Raw genomic sequence first — 18,013 nt, forward strand, 5'->3', positions numbered from 1 at the left:
ATCAGGTAACAAAAAGGGGAGTGAGCTTCTCTAGTCCTTTGCACCGAAGGCATGTGGCCGCTGGTACGGATGGGGCCGAAGACAGCGCGGGATCGCCGCGTGCTCGACCAGAGCTCATAAACCCGCCGGGGATGACTGGCGATGAATAGACCGATTCTACACCGCTGGCGCGTATAGGGAATGAACAAGCGCATGCAACCCGAGGTTCGGTCATATTCAATCCTTTCGGCAGGGCTGCGCGGGTATCTATTTAGTGCCTTTTTCGGCACCCGGACGCTTAGCGTGCTGGTGGATCAATCGCGCCAAGGAGGGCCCGAACATGTCAACCATTCACCACCTGATCAGCCTGGGTTGCCTGTTGTGTTGCCTTAACCAGGCGGCCACTGCAAACCCGCACCTCGATGATGCCTATTCCCATGATGCCCATGACAGTTTCACTGACAAAAGCCGCTGGATGAAATCAATACGCGATGACGTTCAGCTGAGTGAACTGGCGCTTCCCGGCACCCATGATTCGGCCACCTTCGATGTCAGTCTGTTCCCGGTCGTTGACGACATCGTCGTCACCCAGACACTTAATTTCGACGAGCAGCTGCGGTACGGCATCCGCGTCCTTGATTTGCGTATCCGGCGAACCGGCGATGTTTTCGCTTTGCACCATGGTCCGGTTTTTCTCGACAAGATGTTCGGCTCCGCATTGCGCTCGGTCGAACGATTTCTCCAGGCCAACCCCAGCGAGACCGTACTGTTCAGGGTCAAGGAAGAGCATGCGGCGGACAGCAATGTAACTGCCAGCCTGGTGGAGGTCTTCGATCACTACATGAAACAGTTTTCCAGCACCTACCTGAAAGCACCGCGCAAAAACATCACGCTGGGCGAGGCACGAGGGAAGTTCGTGGTGCTTTCCAATATCGCCAACCTCAATCCTTATGGACTGAGCTATGGCAATTTCGACATCCAGGATGATTCGACGCTCCAAACCAACTGGGAGCTGCATGAGAAGTGGCTGAAGATCAGGCGCCAGCTACACCGCGCCGCAGCAGGAGACAAGCACATGTTCTATGTGAACTACCTGTCGGGCAGCGTCGGGGCCTTCCCTTATTTTGTGGCGAGCGGACATGTTTCTTCGGGCACGGGTGCGCCCCGGCTGTCCACCGGTCTTCTGGCATTGAAGGAAGTTGACTGGTATCCGTTTTTTCCGCGGACAACCTGTGTGCTGGGGGTCTGCACGATTTCTTTCGAAGGCACCAACACCCTGGCGCGTGACGACATCAAGGACTACAACGGCCCGGACCCGATACGAAGAACGGTGGGCATCATCATGGCGGACTTTCCGGGGGAGTCCCTGATTGCCAACATCATCGCCAACAATCACCACCCTGCCCATGAGCTTGGGCAATGAGTTTGGCGACACATCGGTCGCGATTTTGCTGGTTTGTCGTAGTGCTTGTCTGATTTGGCTCCCAGGGCGGGTTTTGCTACAGACGGCCAGGCGCAACCTGCCTACTATCCCCGCGCCGCATGTGCGGCTAACGAGACGACACCCTTAATGGACCTTCCCAGTTTCAGTTCATCGCGAACCTACATTCTGGCACTGAACGCCGTGGCGCCAGGGCTGCCCGTTAGCTGACCGCCAGCCTTGCCGGTCGGCCTCCAGGCACCTGCGCCGCTGCCTGGAGATCGATATGACCACAACCCATGATGCAAACCTGGCCGGCCTGGCCTTGACCCGTAAGCAGGCCCAGGCCCGCCGCGATGACCTGCTGCAGCCCGGGCGCTACCCGGCGGGCACCGCCGGGGCGCTGATGAGCAGCCACTACTCCTGCATTTGCAGCGGCCTCAGCGCGAGCCAGGCCATCGACATGCTGCGGCGTGAAGCTGCCGATGCTGAAACCATCTATCAGTCCTATGTGCTGGATGAGCAGGGCAACCTGCTCGGCACCCTGTCTCTGCGCGAATTGATCCTGGCCAGCCCGGAGCTGCCGGTAGAGAAGTTGATGGTCCGCCCGGTGCTCAGTGTGAGCACGTTTACCACCCAGGAAAAAGTTGCCAGGCTGATCAGTGAACACGATTTGCTGGCCTTGCCCGTACTGGATAACGACGGCCGGCTGGTCGGCATCATCACCTGTGACGACGCCATGGATGTGGTGGTCGAGGAAGCCACCGAGGACTTTCACAAGGGGGCGCTGATCGGCACCCAACTGGGCAACCTGAAGACCGCCACGGTGGGCCTGCTCTACCGCAAGCGCGTGCTCTGGCTGGTGTTGCTGGTGTTCGGCAACCTGTTTTCCGGGGCGGGCATCGCCGCCTTCGAAGACACCATTGCCGCGCATATCGCCCTGGTGTTCTTCCTGCCGCTGCTGGTCGACAGCGGCGGTAATGCCGGCGCCCAGTCGGCGACCTTGATGGTCCGTGCCCTGGCCACGGGGGAGGTGGTCATGCGGGACTGGTTGAGCTTGCTCGGGCGTGAATGCGGGGTGGCCCTGGCTCTGGGTGGCACCATGGCCGTCGCGGTCGCGTCGCTGGGGGTATTGCGCGGTGGCCCGGACATCGCCCTGATCGTGGCGAGCAGCATGTTGGTGATCGTCCTGCTGGGCAGCCTGATCGGCATGAGCCTGCCGTTCCTGCTCAGCCGCCTGAACCTCGACCCGGCTACTGCCAGCGGGCCGCTGGTGACATCGATTGCCGATGCCGCCGGTGTATTGGTGTACTTCGGGATCGCTTCGCAGGTGTTGGATATCTGACGATTTGTATGCCCTGTTTGCAAAAATCCCGGCACGTGGCCGGGATTTTTCGTCCAACAGCGTTAACTGTTCGGCAACAAACGGCAGGTAATGCTCTTGATGTAACGGGTTTCCGGGATGGCCGGATGAACCGGGTGATCCGGACCCTGGCCGCCGCGTTCCAGCAGCTGGATGTTGCGGTCCAGGTGACGGGCGCTGGTCAGCAGGATGTTCTGCAGGTCATCTTCGGGCAGGTGCATCGAGCACGAGGCACTGACCAGAATGCCGTCTTTGCTCAGCAGGCGCATGGCTTGCTCGTTCAGGCGGCGGTAGGCGCCTTCGCCGTTCTTCAGGTCTTTCTTGCGCTTGATGAAGGCGGGTGGGTCGGCAACGATCACGTCGAAGCGCTCTTCGGCCGCCTTGAGTTCCTTCAGGGCTTCGAACACGTCACCTTCGATACAGGTCAGTTTCTCGGCAATGCCGTTGAGCGCAGCGTTGCGCTCGACGCCATCGAGGGCGAAGCTCGAGGCATCGACACAGAACACTTCACTGGCGCCGAAAACGCCCGCCTGCACACCCCAGCCGCCGATGTAGCTGAACAGATCGAGAACGCGCTTGCCCTGAACATAAGGGGCCAGGCGTGCACGGTTCATACGGTGGTCGTAGAACCAGCCGGTCTTCTGGCCTTCCATCACCGGTGCTTCGAATTTCACGCCGTTTTCTTCCAGCGCGACCCACTCCGGCACGACACCGAACACGGTCTCGACGTAGCGACCCAGGCCTTCGGCATCACGGGCTGCCGAATCATTCTTGAACAGGATGCCGCTGGGCTTGAGCACTTGCACCAGGGCGGCGATCACGTCGTCCTTGTGCTGTTCCATGGTCGCCGACGCCAGCTGCACCACGAGGATGTCGCCGAAACGGTCCACCACCAGGCCCGGCAGCAGGTCGGAGTCGCCGTACACCAGGCGGTAGAACGGTTTGTCGAACAGGCGGTCACGCAGCGACAGGGCGACGTTGAGGCGGTGTACCAGCAGCGACTTGTCCAGTGGCAGCTTGATGTCGCGCGACAGCAGGCGGGCGCAGATCAGGTTGTTCGGGCTCATGGCGACGATGCCCAGCGGCTTGCCGCCGGCGGTTTCAAGCAGCGCCTGGTCACCGGCCTTGAAGCCATGCAGCGGGGTCGCGGCGACGTCGATTTCGTTGCTGTAGACCCACAGGTGGCCGGCGCGCAGGCGGCGGTCGGCATTGGCTTTGAGACGAAGGCTGGGCAGGGACATGACGTCGCTCCGGGAAAAAAGAGCGGGAGTATAACCTGTAGGCCTTTTTATCGGTGCAGGGCGCGACAAAGTGTGGCCCTGATCACCCTGCAGGCGCTGGCCTTCCAGCGATCGAGTGGGCAGTGGTCGCAGGTTGTCTAGCCAAATTTGGCCCCGGGGCGGCGGCGCAGCCCATCGCCGGCAAGCCTGGCTCCTACAAATTGAAGTGCGGGACGTGGGTGCTGTTGGTACGCAGCAGGGCTACAGGGTTAGAATTCGCCGTCCTTCACGAGTGAGTACGCATGTCCCAAGAACTCAGCGCCGAACAGATCCAGCAAGCCCTGCAAGGCATTACCATTCCGCCGCAACCGCAGATCATGGTCGACCTGCAGTTCGAGCAGTACATGCCCGACCCGGACCTGGAAACCATCGCCAAGCTGATTTCCCAGGACCCGGGGCTTTCCGGTGCCTTGCTCAAGCTGGTCAATTCGCCGCATTTCGGTCTGTCGAACAAGATCGGCTCGATCCAGCGCGCGGTGAACCTGATGGGCAGCCGCTCGATCATCAACCTGATCAACGCCCAGTCGATCAAAGGCGAAATGAGCGACGAGACCATCGTCACCCTCAACCGCTTCTGGGACACCGCCCAGGACGTGGCAATGACCTGCCTGACGCTGGCCAAGCGCACCGGTATGCAGTCGGCAGACGAAGCCTACACCCTCGGGTTGTTCCATGACTGTGGCGTGCCGCTGATGCTCAAGCGCTTTCCCGACTACATGGAAGTGCTGGAAGAGTCCTACGCCAAGGCCAATGCCGAAACCCGGGTGGTCGATACTGAGAACCGTATCTTCAACACCAACCATTCGGTGGTCGGTTATTTCACCGCCAAGTCCTGGCGCCTGCCGGAGCACATCAGCGCCGCCATCGCCAACCACCACAATGCGTTGGCCGTGTTCCGCGACGAGTCGTCGGGCAACTCCCAGACCCAGCTGAAGAACCTGCTGGCGGTGTTGAAGATGGCCGAACACATCTGCGCGTCGTACCGGGTACTGGGCAATCAGGGTGTGGATCACGAATGGAACACCGTTGGGCACCTGGTGCTCGACTATGTGGGGCTTTCCGAGTACGACTTCGAGAACCTCAAGCAAACCATTCGCGAACTGGGCAGCCACTGATTCATGCCGGAACTACCTGAAGTCGAAACCACCCGGCGCGGTATCGCGCCTTATCTGGAAGGCCAGCGGGTCAGCCGGGTGATTGTGCGCGACCGGCGCCTGCGCTGGCCGATCCCCGAAGACCTCGATGTACGCCTTTCGGGGCAACGCTTCGTCAAGGTGGAGCGGCGGGCCAAGTACCTGTTGCTCAATGCCGAAGTCGGGACGCTGATCAGTCATCTGGGGATGTCGGGCAACCTGCGCCTGGTCGAGATAGGTTTGCCGGCCGCCAAGCACGAGCATGTCGACATCGAGCTGGAGTCGGGCCTGGCCCTGCGCTACACCGACCCGCGACGCTTTGGCGCCATGCTCTGGAGCCTCGATCCGCTCAACCACGAACTGTTGATCAGGCTCGGCCCTGAACCGCTGACCGACCTGTTTGACGGCGAGCGCCTGTTTCAGCTGTCGCGTGGCAAGTCCATGGCGGTCAAGCCGTTCATCATGGACAACGCGGTGGTGGTCGGGGTGGGCAATATCTATGCGACCGAAGCCCTGTTTGCTGCCGGGATCGATCCGCGCCGCGAAGCCGGTAGCATTTCCCGTGCGCGCTACCTGAAGCTGGCCATCGAGATCAAACGCATCCTCGCCTGCGCCATCGAGCGCGGTGGCACCACCCTGCGCGATTTTATCGGCGGCGATGGTCAGCCGGGCTATTTCCAGCAGGAACTGTTCGTGTACGGGCGCCGGGAAGAGCCCTGCAAGGTCTGTGGCAGCATTCTGCGCGAGGTCAAGCTGGGGCAGCGCGCCAGCGTTTTCTGCCCGCGCTGCCAGAAGTGAACGTGCTCAGCGTGGGCTGAGCACTTCAGCGCGGCCCAGGCCCCGCGGGTCGCTGGCGGCTTCCAGGGTCTGTCTGGATTTGTCCCAGAGCAACACTTGCTGATTGCCATAGGTGCGGCCCAGGTCTTTGAGCTGGTAGCCGCGTGCCTGCAAGTCGCGCTGCTGTTCGGCGCTGAATGCTCCTGGCTCGTGTTCGACCACATCCGGCAGGTACTGATGGTGATAGCGTGGCACCGCCGGCCAGCTGGCGACCGGCTTGCCTTCAAGGAACCCCAGCATCGACAGCAATACCATGCTCGGAATGCGGCTGCCCCCAGGCGTGCCGAAGGCGGCGAACTGCGTCGGGCTCTCGATGAAGCTCGGGCTCATGCTCGACAGCGGCCGCTTGCCAGCGGCAACCGCGTTGGCCTGACTGCCGGCCAGGCCATAGCTGTTGCTACCGCGTGGGTCGGCGGCGAAGTCGTCCATCTCGTTGTTCAGTACAACGCCGGTGCCGGGTGCACTGAACGCTGCGCCGAAGGGCAGGTTGACCGACAGAGTGGCTGCCACGGCGTTACCGTCGGCATCGATCACCGCAAAGTGGGTGGTGTGGTCGCCCTCGCGCCAGGCCGGGGCGGGCGGCAGGCTGCTGCTTGGCGTGGCCTGGCGGACGTCGATGCCGTCGGCAAGGCGGCTCAGGTAGGTGCGTGCCAGCAGTTGCGGCACCGGGTTGGTCACGTAGTCCGGATCACCAAGCAGGCCGCGGTCGCGGTACGCCCGGCGCAACACTTCCAGCACGTAATGGCTGCGCTGCACCGGCTCGGCGCTCTGCCAGGGCAAGCGCTGAAGCATTGCCAGGCTCTGGGCCAGGGCAACGCCACCGGCGGAAGGCGGCGGGGCGCTGATCAGTTCGCGTTGATCGGCCAGCTGGTAGCGCAACGGCTCGCGTTTGGCTGTACGGTAGTTGGCCAGGTCATCCAGGCTCCAGATACCGCCTGCGGCTTGAACACCCTGCACCAAGGCCCGCGCCGTCGGGCCTGCGTAGAAGCCATCGCGGCCTTGGCTGGCCAGGCGCTCAAGGGTGATCGCCAGCTCTGGCTGGCGAATGAACGCGCCCAGTGCCGGGACTTCACCCTGGGTCAGGAACAGCCGGGCACTCTCCGGATCGTCGCGCAGCGCGCTCAGGCGCATGGTTGCCCGGTCACGATAAATGCGGTCCACGGAAAAGCCCTGGTTGGCCAGGCGAATGGCTGGCGCCAGGGTGCTTTTCAACGGCAGTTTGCCGTAGTGCGCAGCGAGGTCGGCAAGCGCTGCCGGCAAGCCGGGTATCGCTGCCGCCAGCGGGCCATTGATCGATAGTCCGGGCTGGACCTTGCCATCCTTGAGGTACATGGCCTCGGTGGCATTGCCTGGTGCGCGTTCGCGGGCATCGAGAAAGGCATAGCGTGCGGGGCTGTCGGCCTCACGCAGGAGGAAGAAACCACCGCCACCCAGGCCCGAGCCATACGGTTCGACCACCGCCAATGCGGCGCTGACGGCAATGGCCGCGTCAAAGGCGTTTCCGCCTTGTTCGAGGATTTGCTGCGCTGCTGCGGTCGCTTCGGGGTGCGGGCTGGCGATTGCCGCTCGTCCTGGCCCTTGGGCCTGGGCACTGGCTGCCCCGAGTGCGAACAGTGCACCCAGGGCCAGTGTGGCAAGGCGGCCAGCGACCGGCATCAGGCCTTGCCGGTGATGCGGCGGTATTTCTCCATCAACTGCTCTTCAGTCTCGGGGTGGGCTTCATCCAGCGGGATGCAGTCAACCGGGCAGACCTGTTGGCATTGAGGCTCGTCATAGTGGCCTACGCACTGGGTGCACAGGTTAGGGTCGATCACGTAGATCTCTTCGCCTTGAGAGATGGCAGCGTTCGGGCACTCGGGTTCGCAGACGTCGCAGTTGATGCAATCGTCGGTGATGATCAGGGACATGGGGACTCCGGCCAGGGCACGTCGCCCTGGCATTTGAAAACCAATGGACACAATTGTGCCGCATTAGCGCCCGCAGTGCACGCGGGCGCGGCTGTCAAATCGCGGATGTCACTTCCTGAAGCGTTCCGTCAGGGCGTCGGCCACCACTGGATGGACGAATTTGGTGATGTCGCCACCCAACGCCGCGATTTCCCGGACCAGGGTCGAGGAAATGAAGGAGTAGCGCTCTGACGGGGTCAGGAACAGGCTTTCCACATCGGGGGCCAACTGGCGGTTCATGTTGGCCAGCTGGAACTCGTATTCGAAGTCGGACACCGCGCGCAGGCCACGCAGGAACACATTGGCCTGTTGTTCCTTGGCGAAATGCGCCAGCAACGTGGAGAAGCCGATAACTTCGACATTGGGCAGGTGCTTGGTGACCTCGCGAGCCAGTTCTACCCGTTGTTCCAGTGGAAACAGCGGGTTTTTCTTCGGGCTGGCAGCTACCGCAATGATCACTTCGTCGAACAGCCGTGAGGCACGTTCAACCAGATCGCCATGGCCCTTGGTAATAGGGTCGAAAGTACCTGGGTACAACACTCGGTTCATCGCGTCGTCCTGGCAGGAGTGCGTTGGGGAGTCGGATGGTATCGCAGCAGTGGCGGTCGGCCAAGTCGGCTGCGCACGCTCAAGGCACTATAGACAGTGAGGGCATTTGTTGTCATGCGTTGCTCGCCAGTCGCTGAATCAGGCTGTCACTGAGCCGCGCGGCCAGCGCATACACCGACAATTGCGGGTTGGCGCCGATGCTGGTCGGGAACAACGAGCCGTCGTGAATCGACAGATTGGCCAGTTGATGATGGCGTCCCAGGCTGTCGCACACTGCCTGTTGCGGGTTTTCCCCCATGCTGCAGCCGCCCATGACATGGGCGCTGCCCAGGCGGGTGCGGAACAGCTCCAGGCTCAACCCGTCGATCATTTGCCGTGCCTCGGCCAGGGTTTTTACGTAGCGGCCCGCGCTGTGCAGGGGCAGCACGGCGTCGGCACCGGCGGCAAACTGAATCTCGGCCATGCTGTGGAAGGCGCGACGGATGCCGTCCCAGGTGTAGGGCGATACCGGGTAGTCCAGCACCGGCGACCCGTCGTCACGCAGTTGCACCTCACCGCCACTGCTTTCGGGGTGGAAGCCGTCGCGCAGCAGGGCGAGCATCACGTGGGTGTTGGGCAGTTGCTCCATGCGCATGGCGTTATCGCGGCCAAAGCTGCCGAGCAGGGTGCTGGCCAGTGCCGGGTGCAGCGGCGGCACCTCCAGCTTGTAGCCGATCGGGCCGGCGACACCGTCACGCCATTGGAAGTGATCGGAGTAAATCGATTGCGGTGCGCCGTAGAACGGATTGACCTTGTCCTTGAACAGCGCGGCGCTGAAGTTGACCAGGTGCAGGAAAGTCCGCTTGCCCAGGCGTTGATGCGGGTCGGGCGCATCCGAGCGCAGCAGCAGGGCCGGGCTGTTGATACCGCCGCCAGCGAGCACGTAGTGCCGTGCCTTGACCAGAATCGTGCGGCCCGTCGGGTTGACGCAGCGGGCATCCATGGCCTGGCACTGCAGGGCGCTGATGCGCTTGCCGTCGTGCAGCAGGCGCTCGGCGCGGGCCAGGTAAATCAGCTCGCCGCCCTTGTCCAGCGTCGCGGGAATGGTGGTGACCAGCATCGATTGCTTGGCATTGGTCGGGCAGCCCATGCCGCAATAACCCAGGTTCCAGCAGCCACGCACGTTGCGCGGGATGACCTTCCAGTTGAGCTTGAGTGCTTCACAGCCGCGTTTGAGCACGTCGTTGTTGGCATTGGGCGGCATGATCCACGGTGCGATGCCCAGGCGCTGTTCCATGCGTTCGAAGCAGGGCGCCAGGTCGGCCTCGCTCAGGCCAACCACACCGTGCTCGCGGGCCCAGTGCTGCAAGGTGGGTTCCGGGGTGCGAAAGCTCGAGGTCCAGTTGATCAGGGTGGTGCCGCCCACGGCACGGCCCTGAAGAATGGTAATGGCGCCGTCCTTGCTCATGCGCCCGATGCCTTCCTGATAGAGGCTGGCGTAGGCCTGGTCTTCGAGCAAATGGAAATCGCTGCTGGTCTTGAGCGGGCCTTCTTCGATCAACAGCACCTTGAAACCGGCGGCGCTGAGCAGCTCGGCACTGGTGGCGCCGCCGGCACCGCTGCCGATGATGGCGATGTCGGCTTCCAGAGTCAGGTCGTGGTCCAGGCGCGAGGCGTCACGGGTTTTCCAGCCGCGGGCGAGGCCTTCGCGAAACAGGTCGGGTACGGGCATCTACAGCCTCTTGTCGTTATGGTCGGTTCAGATCTTAGGCGGGCCGGGATAGCCACAGCTGGCCCAGGACACGGGCATTTCATACCAGGCCATGTGCAGCAATTGCAGCAACGAGCTGTGGCCCATGCGCAACAGGTTCAGCGAACTGTCCTCCCAGCGCTGCAAAAAGGCCTGGATCTGCGCGTGGCTGGCATTTTCCCAGGCGCCCCAGACACCCGTCAGCGGCCCGCGGGTGACCGGCAGGGCCAGTACGTCGAACAGCTGCTGAGTCAGCTTGAGCATGGCCGGGGACAGGCTGGCGAGCTTGTTATCCAGTTGGCGCAGCACGGCATCGATGTGTTCAGGCGCCGGGGTACCGTCGAGCAGCACCGGAATCAGCGCCTGCAAAATCGGCAGGTCACTCGCGCGCAGGGTGATGAAACCGCTGGCCGGGGTTGATGCCGAGCAACCGCTGAGGCTGGCAGTCAGCCCCGCAGTGGCCAGAAAAGCGCTGGCGCCGAGGCTGAACCGGAGCAGCCCGCGGCGGGTCAGGGCGGGGGATACGGGCAGGCTTGTAGTCATTGTTATCAGGCCTGATAGCGGGTTAGCGGATGAAAAGCTTGAACACCAGTTTCATCACCGACTTGCCATAAGGCGGATAGATCAGGCGGGCGGCGTTGAAGCGTTGCTTGGCGAACACCGCCTTGGCTTTGCTGAAGGTCAGAAAACCCTCGTGACCATGGTAATGCCCCATTCCCGACGGCCCCACGCCACCGAAGGGCAGGTCGTCCTGGGCGACATGCAGCAGGGTGTCGTTGAGGCAGACGCCACCGGAATGGGTCTGCTCCAGTACCTTCTGCTGCTCGGCACGGTCGTAGCCAAAGTAATACAGCGCCAGCGGGCGAGGGCGCTGGTTGATGTAGGCCAGCGCCTCGTCGAGGTTGTCATAGGGCACCAGCGGCAGCAGCGGGCCGAAGATTTCGTCCTGCATCACGCGCATGTCGTCGTTGACCTGCAGCAGCAGGTGCGGCGGCAGGCGACGGCCCTGGCGTGGTTCGTCGGGGTACAGGTCGGTTACCTGCGCGCCTTTGCTGCGGGCATCTTCCAGGTAGCCCTCCAGGCGCGCGAGGTGCCGTGCGTTGATGATCGCGGTGTAGTCGGGGTTGTCGACCAGGGTCGGGTAAAAGCGGTGAACAACCGAACGGTAGGTTTGCGCGAATTCATCCAGGCGTGCTCTGGGCACCAGCACATAGTCCGGGGCGACGCAGGTCTGCCCGGCATTGAGGGTTTTGCCGAAGGCAATGCGCTCTGCGGCATCGTTCAACGGCACACTGGCGGAGACAATGGCGGGCGACTTACCGCCGAGTTCGAGCGTCACCGGCGTCAGGTTTTGCGCCGCCGCAGCCATCACATGGCGACCGACACTGGTGGCGCCGGTGAACAGCAAATGATCGAAGGGCAGGCGCGAGAAAGCTTCGCCCACGTCCGATTCACCCAGCACTGCGCACACCAGGTCTTCCGGAAACACGGCTTCGAACAGTTTTTTGAGCAGCAGGCCGGTTGCCGGTGTGGCTTCGCTGAGTTTGAGCATGACCCGGTTGCCGGCGGCCAGGGCGCAGGTCATGGGACCGATAGCCAGGAACAACGGGTAGTTCCACGGCACGATAATGCCGACCACCCCGAGCGGCTGGTAGAGCACCTTGGCGCTGGCCGGTTGAAAAGCCAGGCCGACGTTGCGCGGCGAGGCTTTCATCCATTGCTTGAGATGGCGCTCGGTATGGCGCAGGCCCTGAACGCTGGGCATCAATTCGGCCAGCCGGGTTTCATCGGCGCTGCGGCCGCTGAAGTCTTCGCTGATGGCGGCGATCAGTGCCTCCTGGTGCGTCAACAGCAGCTCGCGCAAGCTCTTGAGCCACTGCAGGCGCTGGGCTCTGGGAGGCATGGGGTTACCGGCAAAGGCCTGACGCTGGGCGCTGAACTGCTCGGCGAGGTGGTCAAAGGCGGCAGGGTGCAAAAGACGTGCGGCATCGGCGGTCATGCGGAACTCCACGGCAGCGTGTTTTTTCTAGAGCATATACTCTAATATAAGCATAGTGCGACTAGTTTTTGACGACGAGCAGGTACATCAGGGTCTGGATAAACCGTAAGATGGACCTATTCATCCAAAGCCCGGCATCTGGATCTGATCATGGCTCCGCGCATCAAGACCCGCGAACGCATCGTGCAGAACAGCCTGGAGCTGTTCAACCAGCAAGGCGAGCGCAGTGTCAGCACCAATCACATTGCAGCCCACATGGAGATTTCTCCGGGGAACCTGTACTACCACTTCGCCAACAAGCAGGAAATCATTGCGGTCCTCTTCACCCAGTACGAAGAGCGGGTCGAGAGTTTTCTGCGTCCGCCGCAAGGCCGTGTCGCCACGGTTGCCGACAAGCGTTTCTATCTCAAGGAACTGTTGGCGGCGATGTGGGACTTTCGCTTTCTGCACCGCGACCTCGAGCACCTGCTCGACAGTGACAAGGAACTGGCCGCGCGCTACCGGCGCTTCTCGCAGCGCTGCCTGATTCAGGCCCAGGGTATCTACCGCGGTTTTGTCAGTGCAGGGCTGGTTGAGATGGACGCCATTCAGATCGAATCGCTGACCCTCAACGCCTGGATCGTGCTGACCTCCTGGGTGCGCTTTCTCTGCACCACGCGTGAAAACTCGGCGCACCTGAGCGAGGATGCGATCAAGCGGGGGATCTATCAGGTGCTGGTGCTGGAGATCGGTTTTGTCACCGCCCAGGCGCGTCCGGAAGTGGACGCCCTGTGCGAGGAATTCTACGTTTCGCTTAATCAGGCACTGGAGCAGTAGCGCCCAGGCCTTATTCGTTCAATCGTTCAGGAGACTGTCATGCCCCTCGCGCAACTGATCACCGCCCAGCAATTGGCCGACCGCCTGGAGGCGCCGGCGCTGGTGATTCTCGATTGTCGTTTTGCCCTGGAAGATATCGATTACGGCCAGCGCAGCTATGCCGAGGGGCATGTCGCCGGTGCACATTTTGCCGATCTGGAGCGTGATCTGAGTGGGCCGGTAATCAAGGGGGTGACCGGTCGCCACCCGCTGCCGGAGCCGCAGCGGCTGGTGGAAAAGCTGCGTGCCTGGGGCATCGACAATGACAGCGACGTGGTGCTGTACGACGATGGCCCCGGTGCGTTCGCTGCGCGGGCCTGGTGGCTGCTGGCCTGGCTGGGCAAGCGCAGCGGGGTTTATATCCTTGATGGCGGCCTGAAGGCCTGGCATGCGGCCGGGTTGCCATTGAGCCTCGACCCGCCAAGCAAGCGTGAAGGCAACTTCAGTGGCAGCCCCGATGAAAGCCTGTTGATCAGTGCCGAACAGCTGGGCGAGCGCCTGAACCAGCCGGACCTGACCTTGATCGATGCCCGTGGCTTGCCGCGTTTTCGCGGTGAGGTAGAGCCCATTGACCCGGTGGCCGGGCACATTCCCGGTGCGCAGTGCGCGGCTTTTACCGACAACCTGGATGCCGATGGCCGTTTTCTTAAGCCAGAGCTGCTGAAAAAGCGATTTGCGCAAACGTTGGGCAAACGATCGCCTGATCAGCTGGTGGCGTATTGCGGCTCAGGCGTTACAGCCTGTCACAACCTCTTTGCCCTGGCGTTGGCGGGTTATCCGCTGGGCACGTTGTATGCGGGCTCCTGGAGTGAGTGGATCACCAACCCGCAACGGCAAGTGGCGACAGGTGATTAACGCAGAAATTCGTAGGCGCGAGGCTTGCCCGCGAATCTGACGCCGCAATCTGTCGGTTTGGTCGCGTCATCGTTATTCGCGGTCAAGCCTTGCGCCTACAGCGGCACGGCTTCCAGCCACTGCGGAATCCGTCGCTCGAGGTAGTACCCCGGGTTATGCAGGCTGCCATCGACAAAGCCGACATGCCCACCGCGAGTGTGCAGTTCGAAGCGGGTGCCTGCCGACAGTTCGTTGGCGGCAGGCAAGCTGTGGCTGAACACGAACGGATCGTCGCTGGAGTGAATGATCAGGGTGGGTGTGCGGTTTTCGCCGAGGAAATAGCGGCTGGATGCCCGGCGGTAGTAATCCTTGGCATCGGCAAAGCCATTGAGCGGCGCAGTCACCCGTCCATCGAAGTCCCAGAAGGTGCGCAGGTTTTCCAGTGGCCCGAGGCGCTCCAGAGCGGCCAGGCCGTCATAGTGCCCACGGTGCTGAAAGTGACGCTGCTTGTCTTTTACATAGGCCAGCATGACGCGCATGAAGTGCGCCTGGTACACCCGCGAGAATCCCAGGCCGATGCGGTCGGCGCATTGGTCCAGGCGAAAGGGTACCGAAACGGCAACCGCCCCTTGCAGCTGGCTTGCGGAGCCTACTTCACCGAGATGCTTGAGCAGTACATTGCCCCCCAGCGAATAGCCAACGGCGTACAACGGTGCCTGCGGACGCTGCGCGCGCAGGTGTTCGATGGTTTCGGCGAGGTCTTCGCTGGCCCCCGAGTGGTAGCTGCGCGGGAGCAGGTTGGGCTCGCCCGAGCAACCGCGCCAGTTCAGCGCCACGCTGCTCCAGCCACGGCCGGCCAACGCCTGTTGCAAGCCGATGACATAGGGGGAGTGGGACGAGCCGGTCAGACCATGAAGTACCAGCACCAAGGGTGTTGAGGCTTCATGGGGGCCGTGCCAGTCGAGGTCGAGAAAGTCGCCGTCCGCCAGCCACAGGCGTTCGCGATGGCGGTTCAGGTTTGCCGGTTTACGCCATAGGGGGCCCCAGAGCGTTTGCAAGTGCGGGTTGCTCAGCCCCAGGGCTGGTTTGAAGGGACTGGGGGGTGACAGGTGCATCGTGGCGTACTCACCTATTTCATTCAGACAAGTGTATGCACGCTGACCGCTGCCTGCATGTGCCGGTCAGCCGGATGCAGGCGCGGGCAGGTCGTGCTGTTCGACACTCGGGCCGACGCTGATCTGTACAAGCTTGTCGAGCTTCAGGTGCTTTTTCAAGGCGACTTTCAGCTGATCCAGGGTAAGTGCCTGGATCTGTTCGAGGAAGGATTGCCTGCTGTCCAGCGGGAGTTGATGAAAGCCCATTTCCGCCAGCATGTTGCTGAATTGCCCGTTGCTGACCGCACCCAGCAGGTAGCTGCCGCGCAGTTGCTCTTTCGCGTCCTCGAACTGCTGAGGGGTTGGCCCTGTGTCGGCATAGTCCTGCAGCAGGTTTTCCAGCAAGGCCATGGCGCCATCCTGGTACTTGGCCTGGACTTCGGTGGTGAAAACCCAGAGCCCGCTGTCGCTCGACTGCACCAGGTGTGCGCCTGCGCTGTAGGTCAGTCCTCGCTCGGTACGCAGCACCTCGAACAGCCGGGAGGTGGCACCAGGGCCGCCTAGCATCAGGTTGGCCAGGGTCAGTGCCGGTGCGTCTGTATGCTGGATATCGATTCCGGGCAGGGCAAACAACAGGAACGACTGCGTGCCGGGGTGATCCAGGTGATAAATCTCTGCCTCGAACCCTTTCGGAGGTTGCAGCGGGGGCAGGGGTGGGCCCGCAGGCAGCGCAGCAGATATTTGCAGTGCTGTTTCGCGGGCCTGTTCTGGCGAGAGGTCGCCTACCAGCGTGATCAAGGCATTGCCGGCACTCAGGGCTTGTTGATGAAAGGCGGTCAAATCCGCAATCTGCAGGGTGTTGATGCTTTGCGCAGTGCCAGTGTCGTTTGCGGCGAAGGGATGATTGGCATAGGCATGTTCAAACAACCGGTCGACCGCTTTGACGTAGGCCAGGCTTTGTCGCTGTGTCGAGGCATTGATCAGCTGGTTTTTGACCTCTTGAAGCTTTTCATTGGCAAACAGCGGTTGCCCGAGTACTTCAGCCAGCAACGTGACCGCTTGGCTTCGGTGTTGCTCCGTACTCAGGCTGCGTAAGCGGATTGTCGCCTTGGTGCGTGATGTGGAGGTGTGGAAGCGGGCGCCGATTTCATCAAAGCCCTCGGCGATCTGCATGGCGTCCCGGTGCTGCGTACCCTCCTTCAGCATGCCCAGTGTCAGTTGTGCCAGCCCCGAGGCGCCATCGTCGCGGGCGCTGCCTGCGTCGAACAGCACCTGCAGATCGAACATCGGCAGCTCTGGCCTGTGGACAAACAGTACCCGGCTGCCTTGCGGGGTTTGCCAGGACTCGATGGGCACCTGCAACTGGGCGGAAGGGGGCGAGAGGGACATCAGCGACTCCAGCGCTGCAGGGGCGGGGTACCCCTGACTGTGGGCAGTGCCTGACAGTATGAGGAGGGCGAGCAGCATTATCCGGATAGTGTCAGTCATTGTGGGCCTCCTTGGCCTGCATGTAGGCAACTGTTAAGCGTTCTGCATTGAAGTAGGTGTGGGCGACATGCTGGATCTGTTCGGGTGTCACGCGGGCCAGGCGACTGGCGTCGCTGTCCGGTTGTGCGAGTGGCAGGCCGCTGCCCAGCGTGGCGGCAATCTCGTCGGCACGTCCCGACAAGCTGTCCTGCGCGTAGGTTTTATCCGCCAGTAGCAGGGCCTTGGCTCTGGCAAGCTCTGCGGTTGTTGGCGGGTTCTGCTTGAGCGCATGCAGCTCGGCCCAGACGGCTTTTTGCAACGCCGCCAGCGGTTGAGGGTTGGCGGCGCTCACTGACGCTTCAATTTCGAACAGTGTGTCGCCTCTGGCCAAGGGGCCATAACTGGCCGACGGGTTGGCGAGCAGGCCTTGTTCGCGTACCAGGCGGGTATTCAGACGGGCACTCATGCCGTGCCCGAGCATTGCCTGAATCAGGCGCAATGCATCGACATCGGCGGTGTGCGCAGCAGTTGCATAGCTGGGTACGTTGAAGCCCATGAACAGCTTGGGCGTGCTGAACTCGTTGTAGACCGTGACCTGTCGCTGGCCTGCGGCAGCAGACTGCAAAGGGCGTTTCGAGCCAGGCAGGTCGCGCCGGATGAGGCGTGCAAAGTAGTGCTCTACCTGGGTTTTCACTTCATCTGGCCGGACATCGCCGACAATGATCAGCGTGGCATTGTTCGGCGCGTACCGTGACCGGTACCAGGCCTTCAACTCGTCATTGCTCATGCGCTCGAGGTCACTCATCCAGCCGATCACCGGGGTGTGATAACTGCTGGCCGGATAAGCGATGGCTTGCAGCTGTTCATACAGCAGAGCCCGGGCATCGCCTTCGACATGCTGTCGGCGCTCGGCTTTCACGCCCTCTATCTCTCGCTGAAACTCGGCCTCATCCAGGAGGGCGCCACCAAGCAGGTCGGCATTGAGCTCTATGGCGACAGCCAGGCGGTCGTTGGGCAGGGTCTGGTGGTACACCGTGTAATCACGAGTGGTGTAGGCGTTGTCACTGCCGCCCAGGCGCTCGATGATCTGTGAGAACTCCCCGGGCGCAGCTTTCGAGCTGCCGCGAAAGAGCAAGTGTTCAAGTGCATGGGAAAGGCCCGACTGGCCCGGGTACTCGTGGCTTGAGCCCACCTTGACCAGCAGGTGGGTGGTGACCACCGGCGCCCGACGATCCTCGGCAACGACCACCTGCAGGCCGTTGTCGAGGGTGAATGCGTGGCGGGCGGGCGGGTCGGCAGCCGCCTGGGCAGTCAGGCCTAGCAGGCCCAGCAGGCTGCATCGGGTAAACATGCGTCCGTGCATGAGGGTGTTCCTTCTGGTGAAAAACCAGGAACACGATCAGGCAAGGCCTCGGGGAAAGGGGATTAACTATCTACTGCACAGGCGGACGGGCCGGGGGGGGGGGGGGGGGGGGGGGGGTGGTGGGGGGGGGGGGGGGGGGGGGGGGGGGGGGGGGGGGGGGGGGGG

16 protein-coding genes are annotated in these 18,013 nt (G+C 62.3%); 6 read left to right on the top strand and 10 right to left on the bottom strand.

The window, feature by feature from the left end:
* Positions 1–319 precede the first annotated feature (319 nt).
* Entirely contained in the window at positions 320–1,402 is a 1,083-nt protein-coding gene (locus I5S59_RS04365; RefSeq protein WP_197875540.1) for a phosphatidylinositol-specific phospholipase C, read from the top strand.
* A gap of 283 nt (positions 1,403–1,685) precedes the next feature.
* Complete coding sequence (gene mgtE / locus I5S59_RS04370; RefSeq protein ID WP_197875541.1) at positions 1,686–2,744, top strand: magnesium transporter; 1,059 nt, start codon at positions 1,686–1,688, stop codon at positions 2,742–2,744.
* A gap of 62 nt (positions 2,745–2,806) precedes the next feature.
* Here the strand turns inward: mgtE and I5S59_RS04375 are convergent, their stop codons facing one another.
* On the bottom strand, positions 2,807–4,003 hold the full coding sequence (locus tag I5S59_RS04375) for a class I SAM-dependent rRNA methyltransferase (RefSeq protein WP_128321789.1): 1,197 nt from the start codon (positions 4,001–4,003) through the stop codon (positions 2,807–2,809).
* A 335-nt stretch (positions 4,004–4,338) separates the two neighbouring features.
* Between I5S59_RS04375 and I5S59_RS04380 the strand changes: the two genes are divergently transcribed.
* The gene (locus tag I5S59_RS04380; protein WP_197875567.1) at positions 4,339–5,157 is read left to right on the top strand and encodes an HDOD domain-containing protein; all 819 of its coding nucleotides are present in this window, start codon (positions 4,339–4,341) and stop codon (positions 5,155–5,157) included.
* A gap of 3 nt (positions 5,158–5,160) precedes the next feature.
* A complete protein-coding gene (mutM, locus tag I5S59_RS04385) occupies positions 5,161–5,973 on the top strand; it encodes a bifunctional DNA-formamidopyrimidine glycosylase/DNA-(apurinic or apyrimidinic site) lyase (protein WP_197875542.1) in 813 nt (270 codons plus the stop codon).
* Positions 5,974–5,979: 6 nt separating this feature from the next.
* Here the strand turns inward: mutM and ggt are convergent, their stop codons facing one another.
* The 6 genes from ggt to I5S59_RS04415 form a co-directional block, all read right to left on the bottom strand.
* Complete coding sequence (ggt, locus tag I5S59_RS04390; RefSeq protein ID WP_197875543.1) at positions 5,980–7,668, bottom strand: gamma-glutamyltransferase; 1,689 nt, start codon at positions 7,666–7,668, stop codon at positions 5,980–5,982.
* On the bottom strand, positions 7,668–7,919 hold the full coding sequence (locus I5S59_RS04395) for a YfhL family 4Fe-4S dicluster ferredoxin (RefSeq protein WP_010222176.1): 252 nt from the start codon (positions 7,917–7,919) through the stop codon (positions 7,668–7,670). Before I5S59_RS04395 ends, ggt begins: the two co-directional genes overlap by 1 nt.
* A gap of 108 nt (positions 7,920–8,027) precedes the next feature.
* Entirely contained in the window at positions 8,028–8,507 is a 480-nt protein-coding gene (coaD, locus tag I5S59_RS04400; RefSeq protein ID WP_197875544.1) for a pantetheine-phosphate adenylyltransferase, read from the bottom strand.
* A 112-nt stretch (positions 8,508–8,619) separates the two neighbouring features.
* Positions 8,620–10,218: a GMC family oxidoreductase gene (locus I5S59_RS04405; protein ID WP_197875545.1), complete on the bottom strand. Its 1,599-nt coding sequence runs from the start codon at positions 10,216–10,218 to the stop codon at positions 8,620–8,622.
* A gap of 27 nt (positions 10,219–10,245) precedes the next feature.
* The gene (locus I5S59_RS04410; RefSeq protein WP_197875546.1) at positions 10,246–10,779 is read right to left on the bottom strand and encodes a twin-arginine translocation pathway signal protein; all 534 of its coding nucleotides are present in this window, start codon (positions 10,777–10,779) and stop codon (positions 10,246–10,248) included.
* A 22-nt stretch (positions 10,780–10,801) separates the two neighbouring features.
* A complete protein-coding gene (locus I5S59_RS04415) occupies positions 10,802–12,235 on the bottom strand; it encodes a coniferyl aldehyde dehydrogenase (protein WP_197875547.1) in 1,434 nt (477 codons plus the stop codon).
* Positions 12,236–12,385: 150 nt separating this feature from the next.
* On the opposite strand from I5S59_RS04415, the gene I5S59_RS04420 reads away from it, so the two are divergent.
* Positions 12,386–13,051, top strand: coding sequence for a TetR/AcrR family transcriptional regulator (locus I5S59_RS04420; protein WP_197875548.1), 666 nt, complete (start codon positions 12,386–12,388; stop codon positions 13,049–13,051).
* 39 nt (positions 13,052–13,090) lie between these two features.
* The gene (locus I5S59_RS04425; RefSeq protein ID WP_197875549.1) at positions 13,091–13,945 is read left to right on the top strand and encodes a sulfurtransferase; all 855 of its coding nucleotides are present in this window, start codon (positions 13,091–13,093) and stop codon (positions 13,943–13,945) included.
* A gap of 95 nt (positions 13,946–14,040) precedes the next feature.
* Here I5S59_RS04425 and I5S59_RS04430 read toward each other — a convergent pair whose 3' ends face one another.
* The 3 genes from I5S59_RS04430 to I5S59_RS04440 all read right to left on the bottom strand — a co-directional run bounded on the left by I5S59_RS04430 (position 14,041) and on the right by I5S59_RS04440 (position 17,848).
* On the bottom strand, positions 14,041–15,039 hold the full coding sequence (locus tag I5S59_RS04430) for a hydrolase (protein WP_197875550.1): 999 nt from the start codon (positions 15,037–15,039) through the stop codon (positions 14,041–14,043).
* Positions 15,040–15,105: 66 nt separating this feature from the next.
* Positions 15,106–16,407 (bottom strand): M16 family metallopeptidase, encoded by a 1,302-nt coding sequence (locus I5S59_RS04435; protein WP_197875551.1) that lies wholly within the window; start codon positions 16,405–16,407, stop codon positions 15,106–15,108.
* Between the two features lie 91 nt (positions 16,408–16,498).
* Entirely contained in the window at positions 16,499–17,848 is a 1,350-nt protein-coding gene (locus I5S59_RS04440) for a M16 family metallopeptidase (RefSeq protein WP_197875552.1), read from the bottom strand.
* Positions 17,849–18,013 lie beyond the last annotated feature (165 nt).

This window comes from Pseudomonas alkylphenolica, assembly GCF_016009175.1.
Taxonomy (GTDB): domain Bacteria; phylum Pseudomonadota; class Gammaproteobacteria; order Pseudomonadales; family Pseudomonadaceae; genus Aquipseudomonas; species Aquipseudomonas alkylphenolica_B.

Excerpts from the sequence above, each read along its gene's own strand:
- I5S59_RS04365 (WP_197875540.1), top strand. The coding sequence starts at position 320 with ATGTCAACCATTCACCACCTGATCAGCCTGGGTTGCCTGTTGTGTTGC.
- mgtE (WP_197875541.1), top strand. The coding sequence starts at position 1,686 with ATGACCACAACCCATGATGCAAACCTGGCCGGCCTGGCCTTGACCCGT.
- I5S59_RS04375 (WP_128321789.1), bottom strand. The coding sequence starts at position 4,003 with ATGTCCCTGCCCAGCCTTCGTCTCAAAGCCAATGCCGACCGCCGCCTG.
- mutM (WP_197875542.1), top strand. The coding sequence starts at position 5,161 with ATGCCGGAACTACCTGAAGTCGAAACCACCCGGCGCGGTATCGCGCCT.
- ggt (WP_197875543.1), bottom strand. The coding sequence starts at position 7,668 with ATGCCGGTCGCTGGCCGCCTTGCCACACTGGCCCTGGGTGCACTGTTC.
- I5S59_RS04395 (WP_010222176.1), bottom strand. The coding sequence starts at position 7,919 with ATGTCCCTGATCATCACCGACGATTGCATCAACTGCGACGTCTGCGAA.
- coaD (WP_197875544.1), bottom strand. The coding sequence starts at position 8,507 with ATGAACCGAGTGTTGTACCCAGGTACTTTCGACCCTATTACCAAGGGC.
- I5S59_RS04405 (WP_197875545.1), bottom strand. The coding sequence starts at position 10,218 with ATGCCCGTACCCGACCTGTTTCGCGAAGGCCTCGCCCGCGGCTGGAAA.
- I5S59_RS04410 (WP_197875546.1), bottom strand. The coding sequence starts at position 10,779 with ATGACTACAAGCCTGCCCGTATCCCCCGCCCTGACCCGCCGCGGGCTG.
- I5S59_RS04415 (WP_197875547.1), bottom strand. The coding sequence starts at position 12,235 with ATGACCGCCGATGCCGCACGTCTTTTGCACCCTGCCGCCTTTGACCAC.
- I5S59_RS04420 (WP_197875548.1), top strand. The coding sequence starts at position 12,386 with ATGGCTCCGCGCATCAAGACCCGCGAACGCATCGTGCAGAACAGCCTG.
- I5S59_RS04425 (WP_197875549.1), top strand. The coding sequence starts at position 13,091 with ATGCCCCTCGCGCAACTGATCACCGCCCAGCAATTGGCCGACCGCCTG.
- I5S59_RS04430 (WP_197875550.1), bottom strand. The coding sequence starts at position 15,039 with ATGCACCTGTCACCCCCCAGTCCCTTCAAACCAGCCCTGGGGCTGAGC.
- I5S59_RS04435 (WP_197875551.1), bottom strand. The coding sequence starts at position 16,407 with ATGTCCCTCTCGCCCCCTTCCGCCCAGTTGCAGGTGCCCATCGAGTCC.
- I5S59_RS04440 (WP_197875552.1), bottom strand. The coding sequence starts at position 17,848 with ATGCACGGACGCATGTTTACCCGATGCAGCCTGCTGGGCCTGCTAGGC.